A 20,579-nucleotide genomic window follows, 5' to 3' on the forward strand; every position below is an offset into this window, starting at 1 on the left:
ACAGCTGAACGAATGGAGCGATAATGCCAGATCTGTTAAGGATACAAACCGCTGATTTTGAGCTGTCTATTTGGTGTAGCGATATCAGCAAACGCCAAGCGACCTATCAGTCGACCTTGGCTAAGCGTCAGGCTATCAGCAATCATAGCGCTGGGCAGCCTATCATACGTTTCTCTCCGCCCTTAGCCATTGTTGAAGCTAGCTTTATGGATCAGCCCATAGAGATAAAAGGTAGCTTCACTCATTCTGGATTGGTAGAAGCGCTTAAGTTGGATGATTTTATTTTCTTTGAAAATATCCAATACCACTTTGAATGGATTTTTTTGAACAACAAACGTATTGATGAAACTAGCGTAGATGAATCTGATCAAAAAACTGAAAAGCAAGCTAGTAAAAATGACGTTAAACAGGCTTATCTGACCCACCGTAGTCATTTAATCAATGAGAGTTTTCGGTTTAGTCAGTCTCGCTCGCGAATGCCTGCGCATCTGACAGGCACTGTCAATACCGCAAACGATGTCGGTTGGCTGCGTTTGCCCCTCAATTACGTCAAATCAAACCAAACCTATAAAAGCAATATCGCCTTTGAAGTCTTGCCCACCAAGATGAGTCTGCACGATGACTTGCCAGCGATGTATCAAGCGATTGATACCGTCTTTCCACTGTGGCGCTTTAGTCTGGTAGAAAAAACCGAACAAGATAGTGCGCAAACCAAACAGCGCCATCAGTTTCCCCTACTTTGGCTCGCTAACTTTAGTCATTTACGCAACCAGCTGACGCATGCGCTAAAAGTTATTAATCAAGCACCTCATAGTCGTTTACAGGCTCATACCTCTTATAACAAAGCAGCACGGCTAAAAGGCAAACTGCCTGCGCGACTGGGAGCAAAAATAAAAGAGGACTTCGCGAATGGTCTGCATGAGCAGCGTTATCAGGTCACCAAAAAGCAGCTAAGTGTCGATACCCCAGAGAACCGCTTTATTAAAATGGTGGTAGCTACCTCTAAGAAACGACTGGCTGACTTTGAATATAAACTTAGGCAAAGCAATGCAGCACCAGATAAGCAGCGGCTGTCTGATGCCTTTTTAGATGAGCTGCATCAGTGGCAACAACCGCTACAAAAAACCTTGAAACAAGGCTTTATGACTGATGTGGGTGATTATAACGGCCGTAACCGTGAGTCACTGGTGTTGCAGCAAAAGGTCGGCTACAGCTCCGTCTATCGAATTTGGCAAGAGTTGAAGTTTTACCTAGATGTCTTTGACAATCAATCTAGTATCTCTATGAAGTCGGTCGCAGAAATCTATGAAGTGTGGTGCTTTTTGACCCTAAGAAACATCTTAATGGATGAGTTGGGCTTTAAAGAGGTAGCAGCTAACAAGCAAGCGTTAAGACTTAAAGACTTTTTTGAATACCAGCTCCAAGACGGCTTCGCTGGCGCATTTGAGTTTGAGCGTAACGATGGCATTACAGCAAGGCTCGCGCACGAGCCTCCATTTAATAAAACTACCAAAGACATCCGAACTTACTCAGTTAATCAAAAGCCTGATATCGTCTTGGAAGTCATCCTACCAAACAACAAACGCTTTATTTGGTTATTCGATGCCAAATATCGCATCAAAACCAAAAAGCATCACTACGATGACCCCGAACAAAACATTGATGCGATTGACTATGTGCCAGATGATGCTATCAATCAAATGCACCGTTATCGTGATGCACTGATTCGTATTGAACGAGATCAAGGGGCTTTTGATGAAGCAAACAGCAATAAAGAGAACAACAATAAAAAAACAGCCAACCTAAAAAAAAGCCGTCCGACATTTGGTGCTTTTGCGCTATATCCAGGTTATTTTGACCAAGTAAATACTAATAATCCTTATCTCGACTCCATTGACGAGGTCAGTATCGGTGCTTTTGCACTATTACCAAGTGCCCTGCAAACGGATTCAACAGTCAACAATGGGCATTATTGGCTATTAGATTTTCTCCACCAACAGCTTGGCACTGGCATCACTACTGAATCAAACGATATACAATCAACCGCTACCCAGTTGATAGATGATAAGTTAAGCAATAGCAAGGTAAACAGCAATGCTGTCGCTTATCAGGCCAATAACTATCAGATTGACCAAATTATTCAGCACAACCATCAGCTCGAAGAGCATCTGTATTTGCAAGAAGCAGCACGTATTCCACATTCAGGTATGCAGCAAATACTATATCCTGACTTGACCTTAACGGTGGCTCTGCCAGGGCAAAAAGGCCGTAACGCTGCTTACTTTGACAACTTTAGAGATGGCTTGGCTAAATGGTATCACTTACCTAAAAACACACTTTTGGGTAAGTATAAACAGCATATTGTGAATGAAATACGCTATTTAGCATTGGCAATGACCTCTGATCAAGATGCACATAGTAAGCAAATCACCAAAATATGGCCTATTAAAAACGTCGTGCTGAAACCAAGAAATAAGCTTACTTCAGAGCAAGCAGGCAGTCATTCAAACTCTGATGAGGATTATTACTTGTTTGAGCTGGGCAAGCCACTAACTCTAAAAAACATGGTTTCTCGTGTCCCTCATCGCCCTTTCAAAAACTCAATGAAGCTCACTACCCTAGATCACTTACAGCAAGCAGCTACGTTTAATGAGCTTCAGACAGTTTATTAAAACGCCGCGATACAATAAAGATAAAGCAGGGATAATCATCTACATCTTGATTGTCCATATGAAGACATTTCAAAAAAACCCTGAATAATGATACACTTAGTTAATAATTTAACCGTATTGTTAACTGTAGCTATAAAATAGAGGGAAAATAAAAAAATGCAAATTGTAATCTTAGAGTCGCTAGGAATTAGTGATGAAGTATTAAATACATTATCAAAACCTTTGACGGATAATGGCCATGAGTTATTGATATATGACGATGGAAAATTAGACGATGAGACGCTCAAAACGAGAATCAAAGATGCAGAGGTTATAGTCCTCGCTAATACACCACTGAGCGGTGAAGTCATCGATACTGCAGAAAATTTAAAATATATTTCAGTCGCCTTCACGGGCTTCAATCATATCGATTTAGAAAAGTGCAAAGAGAAAGGGATTAAAGTCTCCAATGCTGCGGGTTATAGCACCAACTCTGTAGCAGAAATTACGTTTGGGCTGATCATTTCACTGTTACGTAATATCGTACCTTTAGAGGCGGTCGTCAGAGACGGCGGTACCAAGGATGGCTACAGACAGCTTGATTTAAAAGGTAAAACTTTGGGCGTCTTAGGTACGGGAGACATAGGCGGGGCAGTCGCTAAACTAGGCTTAGCGTTCGGCTGTCAGGTCATCGCATATAACAGAAGTGAAAAGCCAGACTTGATAAGTAAAGGCGTAGAGTATAAGTCGTTAGATGAAGTCTTAAAGACGAGTGATATTGTGACCCTGCATACGCCTCTCACCGATGAAACCAAACACTTAATTGATAAAGACAAGCTGGCATTGATGAAAACCAGCTCATTCTTAATCAACACAGCTGTGGGTCCGATTGTTGATAATGAGGCATTGGCAGAAGCGCTGCACAAGGGAGAAATCGCTGGTGCAGGCTTAGATAGAGTCGATATGGAGCCACCAGTTCCCGCAGATTACCCGATCCTAGCTGCTCCGAATGTCGTTTTACTTCCGCATATCGGCTTTGCAACAGAAGAAGCGATGGTAAGAAGAGCCGAAATTACCTTTGAAAACATTGTCAAATGGCAAAAAGGCGAACAAGAAAACATTGTTCTTTAGAAAACTGTGCTTTAGAACAGTTCTTTAAACCAACATAAAACAAACCTATCGCAACGATAGGTTTGTTTTTATTTATTGGAAACTTCTTAATGAGTCCATATCTAATACCATTCCCAAAAATTAGAGTAACGCGGAAAACTTGTGCAAGTACTACTCCTAGTAGACTTAGCAAGTTTGACAAAGTTAATCGTACTTTTTGGGTTTGGTATAAGGATATGGTTGCAGAGGTCATGAGCTTACCACCTGCTCTTCTGGTTCACGACTTATAAACCCTTAAGCCGATAAACGCTCACGATCATGAGACGTGGTAAAGTCCAAATACGGCCCAACAGGCACGATACGCGTTGGATTAATGTTTGCATGACTGCCGTAATAATGCTCCTTGATATGATCCATATCCACCGTCTCGGCAATACCTGGCACCTGATACAGGTCGCGCAGATAGCCCCAAAGATTTGGATAATCGATGATACGGCGTATATTACATTTAAAGTGACCCACATACACCGCATCAAAACGCACTAAAGTCGTAAATAAGCGCCAATCTGCTTCAGTGATGGTATCACCCGTCAGGTAACGACGATCTTCCAGACGCTGCTCTAATATATCTAGCGCATCGAAAATTTCTACAACCGCTTCTTCGTAGGCTGCTTGCGTCGTCGCAAAGCCAGTACGATACACGCCATTATTGATCGCAGGGTAGATCAGATCATTCATCGCCTCGATGTCTGCTAATAGCGCGGACGGTGTAAAGTCGCCTAGTAAAGCACCAACCTCGTCAAATGCCGAATCAAACATACGAATGATTTCAGACGACTCATTACTGACGATGGTATTGGTTTTTTTGTCCCACAGCGTCGGTACAGTGACACGCCCTGTATAGTCAGGCTTGGCCGCTGTATAGACTTCATAAAGATAATTTGCATTGAGTACTGGATCAGCGACCACCCCTTCGCCTTCTGCAAACGTCCAACCGTTTTCGCCCATAAACGGATGCACCACGGAGACCGATATCATGTCCTCCAAGCCTTTTAGCTTGCGATAAATCATGGTACGGTGCGCCCAAGGGCAGGCCAAAGACACATACAAATGATAACGATTGGGCTCGGCTTTAAAGCCGCCAATACCTGATGGCCCAGCACTGCCGTCTGCGGTGATCCAGTTTCTAAAGCCAGATTCTTCACGCTGGAAACGGCCGTCACTCGCCTCTGTGTCGTACCATTTATCTTGCCATTTACCATCGACTAATAAACCCATATCGCGCTCCTTGTTAGTATTTATTTCCAATTATTTATCTTGCATTATGTATTCTTAATTAGGATCTCTTCAACACGCTTTAATATTTCGCCAAAGCATGATAACAGTGTACTGGTTAACTCAAGCGAAATAAACAGCAGCAATCACAAATCAAAGTTCTGATTTGGAGAACAGTTGTTTATCAGATGACAGCATGCTTTGAGGATGACACAGCCAAAACTTTAAAGAAATTCTCCTATGATCCATCCACTATAAAACCAATATAGAGTTGATCCTACATAAAACTGGCTTTTATTGATTTGGTAGCATCGGCAACCAAAACACCAAAGCCAACAGCGTCGCTAACAATACTGGCGGCGTGATAAGCAGGCCGATTTTCATATACTGCCCCCAGCTGATTTTATAGTCCTTCTCTGCCAACACATGTAGCCATAACAAGGTCGCAAGGCTACCGATGGGCGTAAACTTCGGTCCCAAATCATTGCCAATCACATTGGCATAAATCATCAGCTCGCGAGTCGCTGCGGGTACTTGCGCGCTATCAATAGCCAGCGCGCCTACCAAGGTTGATGGCATATTATTCATGATAGAAGCCACAATTGCTGAAAGGAATCCAGTCCCTACTGTAGCGATGATATTGCCCTGTTGTCCTAACCAATTCAGTATTTGAGCACCATAAGCCGTTAGCCCTGCATTACCCAAGCCATACACCACCAAATACATACCGACAGAAAACAAGACGATTTGCCAAGGCGCGTTACGTACGACGTCAGATACAGAAACAACGGCATCTCGCCCGCCCTGCCACCAGCGGCCTGCAATAGCCATTAATACCAATGCCGCTGCTCCCGTGACGAGGGAAATAGGAATACCTAGTGATTCAGTCGCAAAATAAGCAACAAGTAATAATGCTAATAACGGAAAAGCTGCCTTAAAAACCAATGGATCTTCAATAGCGGATACAGGTGCGCTAAGATTGGCGATGGAATAATGTGTTGGAATTTGGCGCGCATATACCACCCATAGCACTGCTAATGTCGCGATGACAGAAACGATATTGACTGGCACCATGACCGCCGCATAACGTCCAAAGCCAATATCAAAATAATTGGCGCTGACGATATTAACCAGATTAGAAGTCACTAACGGCAAACTTGCAGTATCAGCAATAAAGCCCGTCGCTATAATAAAAGCCAATGCCGATGGCGGTGAAAACTTAAGCCGTAGCAAGATAGCGATGACAATCGGTGTTAGAAGTAATGCAGCGCCATCATTGGCAAAAAACGCGGAGATAAACGCGCCCAATATCACAATCATGGGAAATAATAACCGCCCTTGCCCATTGCCAAGTCTCGCTACATGTAGCGCCGCCCAACCAAAAAACCCCGCTTTATCTAAGATAAGTGAGATGATAATCAGCGCCACAAAGGTAAAAGTCGCATCCCAAACGATGTCCCACACCACACCGACATCGGATAATTGCACCACGCCAAAAGCTAAAGCGACCAATGCTCCGCCCAGCGCACTCCAACCAATGCCCAACCCTTTAGGCTGCCATATCACCAAAACCAAGGTCACGATAAAGATAATTAATGCGAGCATGGAGCAACCTTATTTACAGCGTGGTGATTATAACTAGGAGATATTACAGCGACTTTTGATTGACGCGCTGTGACACTTCCTCAGCACTTTCCACCCGTTCTGAATAGCGATCAGTCAGATAAGCTGAGCGTCCACGGGTCAGCCAAGTGAACTTTACCAGCTCTTCACAGACATCAACTAGGCGCAAGTATAAAGGCGACTTGTCCATACGATTGTCATCATTGAGTTCTAAAAAGGCTTTCGGGATAGACGATTGATTCGGGATAGTAATCATGCGCATCCAGCGCCCAAGAATACGCAGCTGATTGACGGTATTAAAGCTTTGGCTGCCACCGCTCACTTGCATCACCGCTAAGGTTTTGCCTTGAGTTGGTCGTACGCCGCCCAGTGCGAGTGGTATCCAATCAATTTGTGCTTTCATAATACTGGTGATGCTGCCGTGGCGCTCTGGACTCACCCACAGCATGCCTTCTGACCACTGCGCCAGCTCGCGCAGCTCTTGTACCTTTGGATGGTCGCTATCAGCATCATCTGGCAGTGGTAAACCCGATGGATTAAACATCCGTACCTCGCAGCCGTACCAACGCAACAGACGACTTGCCTCTTCGGCCGCTAGCCTAGAGAATGAGCGCTCACGTAACGACCCGTATAGCACGAGTATCTTTGGCGGATGATGTGGATCATTTGGCGCAATTAATGACTCAATATCGATCGGCTGTAATTGACTGGCATCAATATTGGGCATGTCATCTAGATTGGCTAAGTCATCTACGTCAGGTTGCTCTTTATTAACCTTTACCATAATGTAGAACCTCTCCATCCTCTTTAGTAAAGCTGCTCACTGGATTTTCTAACAATTCAAACACTCGCTCTGATGGTCGGCATAACGCTGCGCCTTTATCCGTGACCACGATAGGACGATTGATTAAGATAGGATGCGCCATCATCGCATCGATAATGTCGTTATCAGACAGCTCAGGATTGTCTAAGCCCAGCTCATCATTGATGGCTTCTTTACTACGTAGCAACTCTCTTGGCGAGAGGTTCATTTTTGCCAATAGCTCAACTAACTCATCACGGCTCGGCGGGTTTTTCAGATACTCCACTACTTTTGGCTGCTCGCCTGATGCCTTTATGATGGCAAGGGTATTGCGAGAAGTACCGCAGTTAGGATTATGAAAAATTAATGGTTTCATAGCAATCTCACCTATTTTATGGGTATGGTTATTAATAATATATTTGTTCAGAAAACGTTTATTAAGAATCTATTAGTTCTACTACTTCTATTAGTTAAGAGATAGTTATTGAGTCAGCTATCGGCTTAGCGCTTACTTTACAGATTGTCTTTATTATTAAGTTTAGCAGTCTCACATCCACTCAAAATTTCCATGAGCGAGGCACACAGCTCTGGATGTCCCGCACAGCAGTCTTGCAATAAAAACTGCACGACCGCCTCCATATGCGACAACGACGCGCGATAGATTATCTGCCGACTTTGGCGTTTTGACACTACCCACCCTGCTCGTGCCAGCACCGATAAATGCGCCGACATAGTGTTATGTGGTACAGACAGCTGACGGGCTATCTCACCCGCAGGTAAACCCTCGGGCTCTTGACTGACAAGTAACCTAAAGGCTTTGAGACGAGTATCTTGAGAGAGCGCAGCGAAGCTTGCGATAGCATTTATTATTTCCATATGTCCAATAATACAGACATATTAATTTAATGTCAAAAATTATAGTTTATTGGTGGCCGGCTACTCATAGCCACTGCCATGACTTATCAAAAATATATACAAGTGACTGATAGCACTTAACAATGTGATTCGAGCACATTTACTAAAACAAAGTAATAAGCTTATCTAACCCATCGACTTTATCCCTATTTATTGCTACAGTTATTTTTCAGCGTTGCTAAGTGACAACCCTCAGCACAGACGCTTTATGAGCTTAACCTTGTTGTAAATTTGACCTATTTTTCTACAACCCTTTGTCGTCCTTACCGATACCCGAGACCTGTTATGATGTTAAAAAAGCGCTATTTTGCCCTGTTACCCATCGTGCTCGCTGCCAGCTGTGTCAGCCAACCAACCAAGCAAACCAGTAAACCGGTGCGCCAAGGCAATGTTAAGATTGAGCAAACCCAAACCATTCAAGTCAAACCCGCCCCTGTCATCATTCAAAAAGAAACGGTCATAACGCCCAAGCCGACCTATGGTAGCTTTTCGGACTGGAAGTCAGACTTTTCTATGCGTGCCATGTCTGCTGGTTACAGTGCTTCGGATGTGCAGCGATTACTAGGCTCCGCCTACCTAAACCAACAAGTGGTTTCGCTGGATAGAGGTCAGCCTGAATTTGCTAAAATGCCGTGGGATTACGCAGACTCTGCGGTATCAAGTGGCCGAGTGTCTGTCGGTAAACGTAAGTTTTCAGAGCAGCGCACCTACCTCTCAGGTCTAGAGTCACAATACGGGGTAAACGCTGAGATTATTGCAGCGATCTGGGGTATGGAGTCATCCTTTGGGGCAGTGACAGGTAGCAGTCATTTGCCAAGCGCACTTGCCAGCCTCGCTTATGATGGCCGCCGCCAAGAGTTTGCAGAGACTCAGCTCTTGTCTCTAGTGACGCTGCTACAACGGGGTGATGTCTCTTGGTCACAGCTCGAAGGCTCTTGGGCCGGCGGTATGGGGCAAACGCAGTTTATCCCTGCCACTTGGCTTGAGCATGGTGTCGACGGTGATGGCAATGGACATCGTAACCCGTGGTCAACGGCTGATGCGCTCGCTTCAACGGCCAACTATCTAAGCCGTTCAGGCTGGGTACGGGGCTTAGCACCTTTTTATGAAGTGGTGCTGCCACCATCTTTTGATTACTCTACGGTCAGTACCAAGCTACCTGCAGTTCGATGGGCTGCACTCGGGGTCGACACCATAGCAGATGTGTCTTTGGATGCCGACACCCAAATGGAGCTTTGGCTGCCTGCTGGCAAGAATGGTCCAGCACTGCTTCTAAGCCCTAACTTTGATGTGATTAAAGTCTACAACAACTCCTCAAACTACGCTTTAGGGGTTAGCTTATTGGCAAAAGCCATTGTTGGTCAAAGCGGTCTACGTACCTCATGGCCACGCTATGAGCGCCCATTATCAACCTCACAAGTGACCCGTCTGCAGCAGCGCTTGACCAGTGCTGGCTACGATACCAAAGGCGCTGATGGCATCATTGGCACCAATACTCGCAAGGCATTTCAGCGCTGGCAAGCGGACAACGGTCAAACCCCAGATGGCTTTATCAGTCAAAGCAGTGCGTCGTCATTGACCTATTGGTAAGGGTGTAGAGTCTGCAGCGCTTTTAGCAGCTCTTGCATACTAGGATAGCGCTGCTGTACGGGTTTGGCGAGAGCACGATTTAAAATCTGTTGATAACGCTGGTGCGGTTTTGGCAGTATTGGGGTTGGCTGTTGACAATGCTGAGTGGCCCACGCTGCTATAAGCGCAGCCTCTTGTTGCTCACGATGTTGCTGTGTGATCGCAAAGGGTCGCTCGCCCATTAAAACCTCATAGAGCAAAACACCAAACGCATAAATATCAGTTTGCACTGTTTTACCCTGCCCGTGCCAGCATTCAGGTGCCAGATAAGCTGGCGTCCCTGCAGAAGAGACTCTACCTACTGTCTGTGACTTAAGCTGAGCGCCTTTGATATATTCAGCCAATGCAAAGTCGGTAAGCATCAAGGCATGCTCGTCACTGATTAAGAGATTACTAGGTTTGATGTCATTGTGTAGCCAGTTTGACTGATGTAGATGATCGATAAGGATAGCTGCTTGGATGATAAACCGGTGTTTTTGCTGCGCACTTTGTGCCTGCTTGAGTGCATAGGCTAGGCTACCATTAGAGTAATAAGGCATGATCAGCACAGTTAATCGCTGCTGTGATAGAGAAATGGTTTTATGATCTAGCCATGGCGGGGTTATGATTGCGCTGCTGTTTTTTTGATACTGATTTAGCGTCCTTAACACTCTGATTTCATGGTGTAAGCTGCTGTTATCTGCCATAGGGCTAGGGTTGCTGTCCAACTGCCATTTTATCATCACCTGGCCAAACCGTGTTTGGTATGCTCGTGTGAGCCCTTGATAGCAGTCATGAGCTCCTGCGATATTCTGTTGACTGATGCGCTGGTGAACAATCTCGCTATAACCCAATCCGATCAATACGTCGGTCAGGGCAGGCAGCATTTGCTTCGCTTGTCTGTGTAGTGCTTGTATTGCCGCTGAATTACTGGCACTATTTCTCATAAATTCGTACCCTTCGCTCATTCACACTTAATTTATCGATATTTACAAGTAACCATGCTATGTCTATACCGTCTAATGCTTCTAATTACGCCTTGCCTGAGTCTTTATTGACACTACTCACGACATACCTAACAGAGCGTATCACACCTGATATCAAAATAGATCCTGAACAGTTGGCTTACCGCTGGGTCGGTGGGCGCTCAGGGCATTTAGAGCCGCTATCTGTCAATTTGTTTTTGAGCCTAGACGACCTGCAAGGTATCGACACCCAAAAATCCAAGCTGATACAGAACACGCGGCAGTTTCTCAAAGGCTTCCCCGCCAACCATGTATTGATGACGGGTACTCGTGGTGCAGGTAAATCATCGCTGATTCGGGCTTTGCTACATGCCTATCATAGCGAAGGGCTGCGCATTATCGAGATCGCCCGTGACGACTTACTTGTACTGGATAAAATTCGTGCGGCGATCAATGAGCTGCCTACTGATTGTGATTGTCGTTATATTGTCTATTGCGATGATTTGGCATTTAATGGTCAAGATGAAAGCTATCGTACGCTGAAAAGTGTGCTTGATGGATCGCTTGATTCTGAGCAAGACAAGCTATTGGTCTATGCCACCAGTAATCGTCGTCATTTATTACCGCAATTAATGAAAGACAATGTCAACATCTATGATGGTCAAACCGACGAAGTCAATCCTTATGAGACCATTGATGAAACCGTCTCACTCTCTGATCGCTTTGGATTGTGGCTGTCTTTTTATCCGATGAACCAGCAGACTTATTTGCAAATTGTCCAACATTATTTAAGCTTACAGCAAGCCCAGATGACTGACAGTGTCATTCATACTGACACGAGCAACGACAGCGATGATAAAGCGCTTGATGAGAATATTAGAGCGGAGGCATTGCGCTGGGCGTCACAGCGTGGCGGACGCTCAGGACGGGTGGCGTATCAGTTTAGTCGTTATTGGATCGGTCAAATGCAGTTGGCAGCGCTAGACAACCCTTCTTAGGGACTGTATCAAGTCTGGCCTAAAGCTACCAGTGCTTCAAGATTTGTGATGAGCCAAACCCAAGGACGTCACCTGGTTATCAGTACCTTTGACCAGATACTGCTCAAAGTCAGCCGCCAGCCATAGATTGCCTTTGTAGGTGCTTGCGGCATCCAAACGAATATGTCCCATATTGGGTGTCTCACTCTCAGGATTATCAAAGCTTTGATAACGAGCACTAAAGTGCGTCAAGATGAGATTTTGAAGACCGCTGTCTTGTGCAAACCTGCCGACTTGCGCAGCGCTACTGTGCATCGGGTCATAATCTGAGTGGCTGGCTTGTATCTTGGCCTGTACTTTAGCGAGCACATCAGCGGTATACGTCGCCTCGTGTACCAACAGATGGGTATCCGTCAAGGCGGCGCTCAAACAAGCTGGTGTATCATTATCACCAGCGACCACGACTCTGGTTCGCAATACTTCGCTATTGACATAATCTGTTGCGCGCAGTGATCTGCCGTCTTCAGTTATCACATCTTCACCTTGCTGCAGCCTACCCCATAACGCACTGGCTGGGATACCTTCTGCCAGCAGTTTATCGGTATTGAGGGTGCGACGACTGATGCTCTGAGTAATGCCAAACCCATAGCAGGGTACCCGATGCGATAAAGGATGAATATCAATAGTTAAGGCTTGCTTATCTATGCTGACGTCTAGCTTAGCGCTATTTTCCTTGCCTTGTTGCGACAGCAAATCTTCTATCGCCATAAAGTTGATGGCAAATGGAAAGTACAGCTCAGTGGTGAGCGTTATCGTATCTAGTAATTTAGCGATGGCCTTTGGAGCGATAAGGGTCAATGGCGCAGTTCGTCCTGACATGGCAGCACTAGCAAGCAGCCCAGGCAAGCCATAGCAGTGATCACCGTGCACATGAGTGATACAAATAGCGCTGAGCCGGTGCAGCGATAGTTTGGTATGCAACAATTGCTGCTGCGTGCCCTCGCCACAATCAATGAGCAACCATGGCCGTGATTTTTTGCTATGTTGCTTAGAGCCTGACAGATAAGGATTGAGGCACTCCACCGCCAACGCAGTGACGTTACGCTGCTTGGTTGGCACCCCTGCCGAGGTGCCCAAAAAAGTAAGCTTAAGCATAAGCAATATCTCTCATGAATAACCACTCATCATATATCGCCGATACTAAGGCAGCTGGCACAATAACGTTCTTTGCCCTTCAACCATCTGCCCTCCATGGATCGCACATTCATTGACCATATAAGACTCATAAGACTTCCAGCCGCCATAAAAACTGGCTATACACAATAAGACCACCAACAGTTTTTGTGTCCACGCCTTGATTGAGACTTGCTGCGCATCTGCCTGCTGTCTTATCAAGCTATCGGTTTCAGTATCCGTAGCTTTAGTATTGATATTATCAGGGTCTGTCATCGTTTTACCTTCTAAAAACTTTTATCAATGAAAGCGGCAGGGGTTAGAACTGAATACGACCGCCTTTGGCTTCAGCTCGTTTAAAGGCCTCACGTTCTTGACAGCGTTTTAACCAAATAATGATGTTGGCATACTTAATTCTATCTAAGCCCTCTCCGGCATTGGCAGCGGCAACAGCAAAGTGCATCTGAATGTCAGCAGCACTAAACTCTGTCCCTGCAAACCAGTGATTGTCTTGCAGACGATCTTCCATCATCAGCAGCATCTTGGTCAAGCTGGTATTTATCATATTGTTCTCGACCTGTTTGCGAATGCTTTTACTCACTGGCCTGATAAGTCTTGGCGACTTTTCGACAACCTTGGTAAACACCAAGCGCATGACCAATAACGGCATAATTGAAGCCTCAGCGAAGTGCAGCCAAAAAGTATAAGCCTCCCACGCCGCTTCGTTATCGTCAGCAGGTTTAAACTGCTGCTCTGTATCATAATGCTTGAGCAAATACTCAATGATAAACCCAGATTCTATCAGAGCCTGATCATTCACTTCCAATATAGGGGTATGGCCAAGTGGATGAATTTTTTTTAGGCTCTCGGGTGCCCGAAAGGCTTTATTGCGCTGATAGCAAGTCAACTGATAATCGACATTCAACTCTTCTAATAACCATAAAATACGGAACGAGCGTGAGTTCTCTAAATGATGCAGGTGTAACATAAACTTATCCTAAAAATTAATAGTGATGATACTGCTGATGACTGGCACGCTTACTCATCGTCATGGGTATGTTGTCAAGGCGCTGTTTGCTTAGGTCATGATGGCCTTTGATCGTGATACTCATGCATTAAGACTATCAAAAATAGCACTGACAGCGACTGTTTACGACTGTTTAATAGACCCTAAAACCAACTCCTGATAATAACGCACTTATAGCAACATTGATATAAATAACGTGCCCCTCTATTTTCTATCTTAAAAACAGAGCCTAAATATAGTGAGCTCGAAATACTATCCATACTCCCATACCCGCCCAGCTTACTCATGTAATGCATCTATTTTATTTACGCCCTGTCATTACTATCAACCCCATTCAGTCATCACAAATACGCCCTTACATCGGGTCTCTTTATTTGGAATAAAGCTGGTTGATTTTATGCGACATCTTATCTATCTTGTGCTGATAACGTCTGATTTTACGGAATCGATGCGCTGTGAGCACGCCTTGAATCCGGCGGTTTTTTAGACGACGACGCGGTGGAAAGCTGCCGACCTGCGGCTCATTGTAACCATGCAAACGATTGTCACGACGACGTGCCAGATAACCAAGCCCACTGTCTAGTATCATAATCATCAACGCAGCAAAAATCATACCATACATAAATAAAGAGCCACCCTCATCGACGTTTTGCTGCAGCAACGTGATCGAAAACACAAACAAAAATATCGGCTCAAGGTAACATAAAGTACCAAATAAGGAGACTGGCAGCTTGCGGCTAGCAACCATGGTCAATGACATCGCCGCCGTACTGATAATGCCCAATAATGGGAGCAAGTACCACAGCTTACTGGTCGTGATGGCCAACTCAAAGCCGCCAGTAAAATATAAGGCCACTATTACCACAGGTAACAATAACACAAGATCAGAGATCAGCCCTGTGATGGGCGGTACTGCAAGCTTGCGGCGCAATAGATAGTAAGGCGGATAACCCAAGCACACAAACAAAGTCGCCCACGATATCGTGCCGTATTGAAACACGTCATAAGCAATACCAATGGCAGCAAATATAGTCGCAAACCATTGGAGCAGGCTCATCTCTTCATTATAAAAAAACCGGCCAACCATGATCATAATCATTGGATATAAAAAATAGCCCAACGTCACATCCAGTCCCAAGCCATTTACAGGCGCCCACATAAATATCCAAATTTGCGCACCCAAAATCGGCGTTGGAATGAGAAACAAAAACCACTCCATCGGGGTTTTTAGCGTTTTTAGATAATCTACAATATGCTGCCACTGTTTCATCACGGTCACTAACAGCACCAAGCTGATCAGCATCATGATGACACGCCATGAAGCGACTTGCGTACCTGACAAGGGCTGCATAATCAAACCAAATAAAAACAATAACGAGTATAAAAAATTAGCTGCCACCGCAGTGATCGTACCCTGCGCAGTTTGGTTGGTGGTAAACATAATAATAGCCTTAAAAAGTGATACCAGACCCAAAATTACGATTGACGGGGTCAAACTTACGACAGTAGTTTGTGCACAAGTTTTCCGCCTTACGCTAACTTTTGGCAATGGTATTTGCGCGCTTCCTTGGCAATTTTAGAGAAAAACAAAAGCCTCAGACGCGAACGTCGGAGGCTTTTTGTCTATAAGATGCTTATACTGCAAACATAAAGCTATGGTCAAAGGTGCTTTAAGAGCACGAAAATATAAATATATCGGCCTTAACTTTCTTCGACTACAATCATCATACTTTAAGATAAATGCGTGGATTTTATAGTCAGTCTAATATGAAAAAGATACAGCGGAACTGGGATGCTTAGTTTTTTAATGTTGGTTTTGCAGCCTCTGTCGGCGTAGGCACAGCAAGCTAAAAAAATTTATACCAGTTTCGCATTATAAAATAACGTATCCATTTTATTTAGTATCGACTATACCTCGTATTTATCACGGGCGGCATTATGTCAAAGTCAGAATAGATAAGCAATACATCGATCTAACTGACCCGTCAATCTATAATAATGTCCATTTACAAGTATTACAGCCCTACTGGTACAGCATCCACCAACCGTACTGAGTATCGACTGCATACTACCTCATACCTTTTATTTGGAATCAAGCTGCTCAATTTTTCGTTGTATTCTATCCATCTTTTTTTGATAGCGACGAATCTTACGAAAACGATGGGCTTGTAGTACCCCATCGATACGGCGGTTTATCAAACGACGACGTGGCGGGAACCCCCCTACTTGCGGCTCTCTGTATCCATGTAAGTCATCATCACGCTTACGCATCATATAGCCCATAGCGCTATCGGCCACCATGATCAATAATGCCAAACCAATCATCCCATACATAAATAAAGAGCCACCCTCATCCAGACTTTGACCCAATACCGTGATCGATAACACAAATAACAGCATAGGCTCGATATAGCTCAATGCACCAAATAATGACACAGGCAGCTTACTACTGGCAATCATCGTCAACGACATCGCAAGCGCACTAAACGCCCCAAGTAGCGGCAATAAATACCAAAATTTAGGGTACTGTGCTGCCATGCCAAAGCCATCACTAGCATAAAGCATAACCAACACCACTGGCGTCAATAAGGTCAAGTCAGACAACAACCCTGTAATCGGCGGCACCGCAATGGCACGCCTGAGCAGATAGTATGGCGGATAACCCAAACAGACAAACAGCGTCACCCAAGATATACTGCCATACTGCAAAATATCATAGCCAATACCTAACGCTGCGCAGAGTGCTGCTGACCATTGCAATGTGCTCATATTCTCATGATAAAAAAAGCGCCCAATCACAATCATCACCAGCGGCAATAAAAAATAGCCCAACGTGACATCAAGACCATAGCCATTGACTGGCCCCCACATAAACAGCCAAATCTGCCCACCTAATATCGGCGTTGGTAAGATAAATACCACCCAGTCTTTCGGCGTTTTTAAGGTTTTTAGGTAATCAAAGACATGCTGCCACTGTTTGGTCAGACTGACCAATAACACCAGACTCAGCAGCATCATAAGCACCCGCCATGATGCTACCTGAGTCCCTGTAAGTGGCAGCATAAACAGCCCAAACAAAAACATCATCGAAAACAAAAAGCTCGATGATACTGAGGCTAAAGTTCCCTGAAAGGTTCGGTTGGTAGTCAGCATAAAAACAACCTTAAAAATAAAACTGGATTAGGATTTAGGGAGTATTCACAAACTAGTACTGCTCATAGCTATAATGCTTCTAGACACCGTCATATATTTATTGTTATAACCAAGCCAAAAAAGTAAAAGCCCCCGACGATAACGTCAGAGGCTTTTGTTAGACAGTACGATAAGACTCGACTAAAAAGCTAACTGCTGAAACCGTTATTCGTCATCTGACTCTTCATCAATAGTATCATCATTGGCCATATCCATACTGTCGCTGATATCAGTGCTAGCCGTACTGTCAGTCACTGCATCGACCGCCTGCTGCTCCTGACCTGCAACATCAAACGTCCCATCTTCCCGCATGGCCTCAATCAGCTCATCATCGTTCTCTTCATGCTCCACACGTGCCATAGCGACGAGCTTTTCATCTTTTGATAAACGAATCAAGGTCACGCCTTGAGTATTACGACCAGAGCTGGCCACATGCTCAACTGGCGTACGCACGAGCGTACCTTTGTCCGAGATTAGAATGATATCGTCTGTAGGGTCAACCTTGGTCGCTCGCACCAGTGCGCCATTACGTGCGCTGGTTTTGATGGCTATCACACCGCCGCCGCCGCGGTTTTGCGTATTAAACTCGTCGATAAAGGTACGCTTACCAAAGCCGTTCTCACAAGCGATAAGGATTTCGCGTATATCATCTTCGATAACGACTAGTGATTTGATAAATTCATCATCAGCCAAACGCATACCGCGTACACCTTTGGCAGTACGGCCCATGGCGCGGGCATCGTTTTCATCAAAACGAATGGCTTTACCACTCGATGCAAACAGCATCACCTCTTGGCTACCGTTGGTGATACGGGCGCTCACCAGTTTGTCACCGTCTTCTAGACCAATGGCAATCAAGCCATTGGAGCGGATATTGGCAAACTGCTTGAGCTCTACGCGCTTCACCGTACCATTGGCAGTGGCAAAGAAAACAAACGGCGGCTCGGCCTCATTGCTACTCTCTGAGTTATCATCATCGCCATCACTCACAGCATTGCCAGACAGCTCTTCGACGATTTTTGGAATAGGCAAAATGGTGGTGACGGTTTCGTCAGCATCCAAACTGATGAGGTTGACCAATGGACGACCGCGTGAGCCTCGGCTAGCAATCGGCACTTCAAACCCACGTAAGCTAAAGACGCGGCCGCTGTCCGTAAAGCACAGCACGGTCGCATGCGTCGAGGTCACTACCAAGTGATCTATCACATCATCTTCTTTCATAGCAGTTGCCGACTTGCCTTTGCCGCCGCGTTTTTGCGCCACATAATCATCGATAGGCTGTGTTTTGGCGTAGCCGGTGCGCGAGACAGTCATCACGACAGTCTGCTCAGGGATGAGATCTTCACGGTTAAAGTCCATACGCGAGTCGATAATATCGGTACGGCGCTCATCCCCAAAGTTATCACGAATCTCGATAAGCTCATTAGAGATGATACTCATCAGCTTATCAAAATCACCAAGAATCGACTCCAAATGAGCGATTTCACGCAGCAAATCTTGATATTCTTCGGTCAATTTGTCTTGCTCAAGCCCCGTCAAACGGTGCAGCTGCATGTCTAAAATCGCATTGACCTGCTCAAGTGATAAGCGATAGCGCTCCTCACCTTCGATCAAACCAAACGGCGCTTTTGGGTCCTCGCCTTCGATAAACTCAGGACGCACAGACTGGCTACCAGCCGCTGTTAGCATCGCCACGACACTACCGGAGCCCCATGTATTATTTAATAAGCTCTCGCGTGCCAAGCCGCGGTTGGCCGAGGCTTTGATAGTGGCGATGATATCGTCGATATTGGCGAGCGCAACGGTCAAACCTTCGAGCAAATGACCACGGACGCGCGCTTTATTTAGCTCAAAAATCGTACGACGCGTCACCACTTCTTGACGGTGACGAACAAAGGCGGCTATCAGCTGGCGCAAAGTCAGCAGTTTTGGCTGACCATTATCCAGCGCCACCATATTGATACTAAAGCTCGACTCTAGCGGCGTTTGCAAAAACAAATTATTGACAATGACTTCAGCCGTCTCGCCGCGGCGCAAGTCAATGGCGATACGCATCCCTTCTTTATCAGACTCATCACGAATCTCGGTGATGCCCTCGATTTTTTTGTCTCGTACCAGCTCGGCGATACGCTCAATCAGCTTAGCTTTGTTGGCCTGATACGGCACTTCGGTAAAGACAATACGCTCGCGATCACGGTTGACACCTGTGTCACTCATCGGCTCGATATGATAGCGCCCACGAATATGCAAGCGGCCTTTACCGGTGCGATAGGCATCTAAAATACCCGCGCGGCCATAAATAATACCGCCCGTTGGGAAATCAGGGCCTGAGATATGCGACATCAGCTCTTCCGCCGAAACTTGCGGATTTGCAGCATAGGCCAGACAAGCATTGATGACTTCTGTCAAGTTATGCGGCGCCATATTGGTCGCCATACCAACGGCGATACCTGTTGCGCCGTTGACCAGTAGGTTGGGAATACGCGCTGGCATCACGCTTGGCATGCGCTCAGAGCCATCGTAGTTGTCTTCCCAATCGACCGTGTCTTTATCCAAATCAGCAAGCATCTGGTGCGTGAGCTTGGTCATACGAACTTCGGTATAACGCATGGCCGCCGGTGGATCATCATCGATCGAGCCAAAGTTACCTTGGCCATCGACCATCGGATAACGCAGACTAAAATCCTGCGCCATACGCACGATGGCATCATAGACCGCACTATCACCATGTGGGTGATATTTACCGATGACGTCACCGACCACACGTGCTGATTTTTTATAGGGTTTGTTATAATCGTTTGATAGCACGTGCATGGCATACATCACACGGCGGTGTACAGGCTTGAACCCATCACGCACATCAGGCAGCGCACGTGAGACGATCACGCTCATCGCATAATCCAAATACGATTGCTTTAGTTCATCTACGATGCCAATAGGACTGACCGATTCGCTCATATACACTCCTTCACTCACACCCACTCTCTAATATTTTTATATATAAGCATTTACAGTCAAAAATAACGGCACAAATGCGCCGTCATTTTATGAAGATAGTGACCATCAAAAAAGCTTACAAACAACTCAATTCTATAGAGAAATAGCGATAGTTTTAATGTTGAATAAAAGAAGTCATTTTAGCACAAATTTGCCGTGTTAGGGGCATTTGCACGGTATTAAAATCAAGCAAATCAGGTCACTAGTCATCATTATTTATGACTCTTGATTAGCTTTTCGCTGACCCTAACGATATATCTATTT

16 protein-coding genes are annotated in these 20,579 nt (G+C 45.4%); 4 read left to right on the plus strand and 12 right to left on the minus strand.

Annotated elements, in window-relative coordinates:
• The first annotated feature begins 23 nt into the window (after nt 1-23).
• Together J3492_RS06130 and J3492_RS06135 are read left to right on the plus strand one after the other, a co-directional pair.
• A complete protein-coding gene (locus tag J3492_RS06130; RefSeq protein ID WP_207990923.1) occupies nt 24-2,672 on the plus strand; it encodes a DUF2357 domain-containing protein in 2,649 nt (882 codons plus the stop codon).
• Between the two features lie 156 nt (nt 2,673-2,828).
• Nucleotides 2,829-3,782: an NAD(P)-dependent oxidoreductase gene (locus J3492_RS06135; protein ID WP_207990924.1), complete on the plus strand. Its 954-nt coding sequence runs from the start codon at nt 2,829-2,831 to the stop codon at nt 3,780-3,782.
• 273 nt (nt 3,783-4,055) lie between these two features.
• Here the strand turns inward: J3492_RS06135 and J3492_RS06140 are convergent, their stop codons facing one another.
• From J3492_RS06140 to J3492_RS06160, 5 genes are all read right to left on the minus strand, one after another.
• Complete coding sequence (locus J3492_RS06140; RefSeq protein ID WP_207990925.1) at nt 4,056-5,039, minus strand: glutathione S-transferase family protein; 984 nt, start codon at nt 5,037-5,039, stop codon at nt 4,056-4,058.
• A gap of 291 nt (nt 5,040-5,330) precedes the next feature.
• Nucleotides 5,331-6,641: an arsenic transporter gene (locus J3492_RS06145; protein WP_207990926.1), complete on the minus strand. Its 1,311-nt coding sequence runs from the start codon at nt 6,639-6,641 to the stop codon at nt 5,331-5,333.
• A 43-nt stretch (nt 6,642-6,684) separates the two neighbouring features.
• Entirely contained in the window at nt 6,685-7,443 is a 759-nt protein-coding gene (gene arsH / locus J3492_RS06150; RefSeq protein ID WP_207990927.1) for an arsenical resistance protein ArsH, read from the minus strand.
• Nucleotides 7,430-7,837 carry an arsenate reductase (glutaredoxin) gene (gene arsC, locus J3492_RS06155; protein ID WP_207990928.1) on the minus strand — a complete coding sequence of 136 codons (408 nt, stop codon included), beginning with the start codon at nt 7,835-7,837 and terminating at the stop codon, nt 7,430-7,432. Before arsC ends, arsH begins: the two co-directional genes overlap by 14 nt.
• 137 nt (nt 7,838-7,974) lie before the next feature.
• On the minus strand, nt 7,975-8,337 hold the full coding sequence (locus tag J3492_RS06160) for an ArsR/SmtB family transcription factor (RefSeq protein ID WP_207990929.1): 363 nt from the start codon (nt 8,335-8,337) through the stop codon (nt 7,975-7,977).
• 324 nt (nt 8,338-8,661) lie between these two features.
• On the opposite strand from J3492_RS06160, the gene J3492_RS06165 reads away from it, so the two are divergent.
• On the plus strand, nt 8,662-9,966 hold the full coding sequence (locus tag J3492_RS06165) for a lytic murein transglycosylase (protein ID WP_207990930.1): 1,305 nt from the start codon (nt 8,662-8,664) through the stop codon (nt 9,964-9,966).
• Here J3492_RS06165 and J3492_RS06170 read toward each other — a convergent pair.
• Nucleotides 9,957-10,931, minus strand: coding sequence for a serine/threonine protein kinase (locus J3492_RS06170; protein ID WP_207990931.1), 975 nt, complete (start codon nt 10,929-10,931; stop codon nt 9,957-9,959). The genes J3492_RS06165 and J3492_RS06170 overlap by 10 nt on opposite strands.
• Nucleotides 10,932-10,990: 59 nt before the next feature.
• Here J3492_RS06170 and J3492_RS06175 point away from each other — a divergent pair, with 59 nt between their 5' ends.
• Entirely contained in the window at nt 10,991-11,947 is a 957-nt protein-coding gene (locus tag J3492_RS06175) for an ATP-binding protein (protein ID WP_207990932.1), read from the plus strand.
• A 36-nt stretch (nt 11,948-11,983) separates the two neighbouring features.
• On the opposite strand, the gene J3492_RS06180 is transcribed toward J3492_RS06175, so the two are convergent.
• The 6 genes from J3492_RS06180 to gyrA all read right to left on the minus strand — a co-directional run bounded on the left by J3492_RS06180 (nt 11,984) and on the right by gyrA (nt 20,276).
• Nucleotides 11,984-13,081 carry a ribonuclease Z gene (locus tag J3492_RS06180; RefSeq protein ID WP_207990933.1) on the minus strand — a complete coding sequence of 366 codons (1,098 nt, stop codon included), beginning with the start codon at nt 13,079-13,081 and terminating at the stop codon, nt 11,984-11,986.
• Between the two features lie 45 nt (nt 13,082-13,126).
• The gene (locus J3492_RS06185; RefSeq protein WP_207990934.1) at nt 13,127-13,375 is read right to left on the minus strand and encodes a hypothetical protein; all 249 of its coding nucleotides are present in this window, start codon (nt 13,373-13,375) and stop codon (nt 13,127-13,129) included.
• A 43-nt stretch (nt 13,376-13,418) separates the two neighbouring features.
• A complete protein-coding gene (locus tag J3492_RS06190) occupies nt 13,419-14,087 on the minus strand; it encodes a glutathione S-transferase (RefSeq protein WP_207990935.1) in 669 nt (222 codons plus the stop codon).
• 409 nt (nt 14,088-14,496) lie between these two features.
• Nucleotides 14,497-15,567 (minus strand): EamA family transporter RarD, encoded by a 1,071-nt coding sequence (gene rarD, locus J3492_RS06195; protein WP_207990936.1) that lies wholly within the window; start codon nt 15,565-15,567, stop codon nt 14,497-14,499.
• 641 nt (nt 15,568-16,208) lie between these two features.
• The gene (gene rarD / locus J3492_RS06200; protein ID WP_207990937.1) at nt 16,209-17,279 is read right to left on the minus strand and encodes an EamA family transporter RarD; all 1,071 of its coding nucleotides are present in this window, start codon (nt 17,277-17,279) and stop codon (nt 16,209-16,211) included.
• 204 nt (nt 17,280-17,483) lie between these two features.
• Nucleotides 17,484-20,276: a DNA gyrase subunit A gene (gyrA, locus tag J3492_RS06205; protein ID WP_207990938.1), complete on the minus strand. Its 2,793-nt coding sequence runs from the start codon at nt 20,274-20,276 to the stop codon at nt 17,484-17,486.
• Nucleotides 20,277-20,579 lie beyond the last annotated feature (303 nt).

This window comes from Psychrobacter coccoides (genome assembly GCF_017498085.1).
Taxonomy (GTDB): Bacteria; Pseudomonadota; Gammaproteobacteria; order Pseudomonadales; family Moraxellaceae; genus Psychrobacter; species Psychrobacter coccoides.

Coding starts and splice junctions, on each gene's coding strand:
- J3492_RS06130 (WP_207990923.1), top strand. CDS start 24: ATGCCAGATCTGTTAAGGATACAAACCGCTGATTTTGAGCTGTCTATT.
- J3492_RS06135 (WP_207990924.1), top strand. CDS start 2,829: ATGCAAATTGTAATCTTAGAGTCGCTAGGAATTAGTGATGAAGTATTA.
- J3492_RS06140 (WP_207990925.1), bottom strand. CDS start 5,039: ATGGGTTTATTAGTCGATGGTAAATGGCAAGATAAATGGTACGACACA.
- J3492_RS06145 (WP_207990926.1), bottom strand. CDS start 6,641: ATGCTCGCATTAATTATCTTTATCGTGACCTTGGTTTTGGTGATATGG.
- arsH (WP_207990927.1), bottom strand. CDS start 7,443: ATGGTAAAGGTTAATAAAGAGCAACCTGACGTAGATGACTTAGCCAAT.
- arsC (WP_207990928.1), bottom strand. CDS start 7,837: ATGAAACCATTAATTTTTCATAATCCTAACTGCGGTACTTCTCGCAAT.
- J3492_RS06160 (WP_207990929.1), bottom strand. CDS start 8,337: ATGGAAATAATAAATGCTATCGCAAGCTTCGCTGCGCTCTCTCAAGAT.
- J3492_RS06165 (WP_207990930.1), top strand. CDS start 8,662: ATGATGTTAAAAAAGCGCTATTTTGCCCTGTTACCCATCGTGCTCGCT.
- J3492_RS06170 (WP_207990931.1), bottom strand. CDS start 10,931: ATGAGAAATAGTGCCAGTAATTCAGCGGCAATACAAGCACTACACAGA.
- J3492_RS06175 (WP_207990932.1), top strand. CDS start 10,991: ATGTCTATACCGTCTAATGCTTCTAATTACGCCTTGCCTGAGTCTTTA.
- J3492_RS06180 (WP_207990933.1), bottom strand. CDS start 13,081: ATGCTTAAGCTTACTTTTTTGGGCACCTCGGCAGGGGTGCCAACCAAG.
- J3492_RS06185 (WP_207990934.1), bottom strand. CDS start 13,375: ATGACAGACCCTGATAATATCAATACTAAAGCTACGGATACTGAAACC.
- J3492_RS06190 (WP_207990935.1), bottom strand. CDS start 14,087: ATGTTACACCTGCATCATTTAGAGAACTCACGCTCGTTCCGTATTTTA.
- rarD (WP_207990936.1), bottom strand. CDS start 15,567: ATGTTTACCACCAACCAAACTGCGCAGGGTACGATCACTGCGGTGGCA.
- rarD (WP_207990937.1), bottom strand. CDS start 17,279: ATGCTGACTACCAACCGAACCTTTCAGGGAACTTTAGCCTCAGTATCA.
- gyrA (WP_207990938.1), bottom strand. CDS start 20,276: ATGAGCGAATCGGTCAGTCCTATTGGCATCGTAGATGAACTAAAGCAA.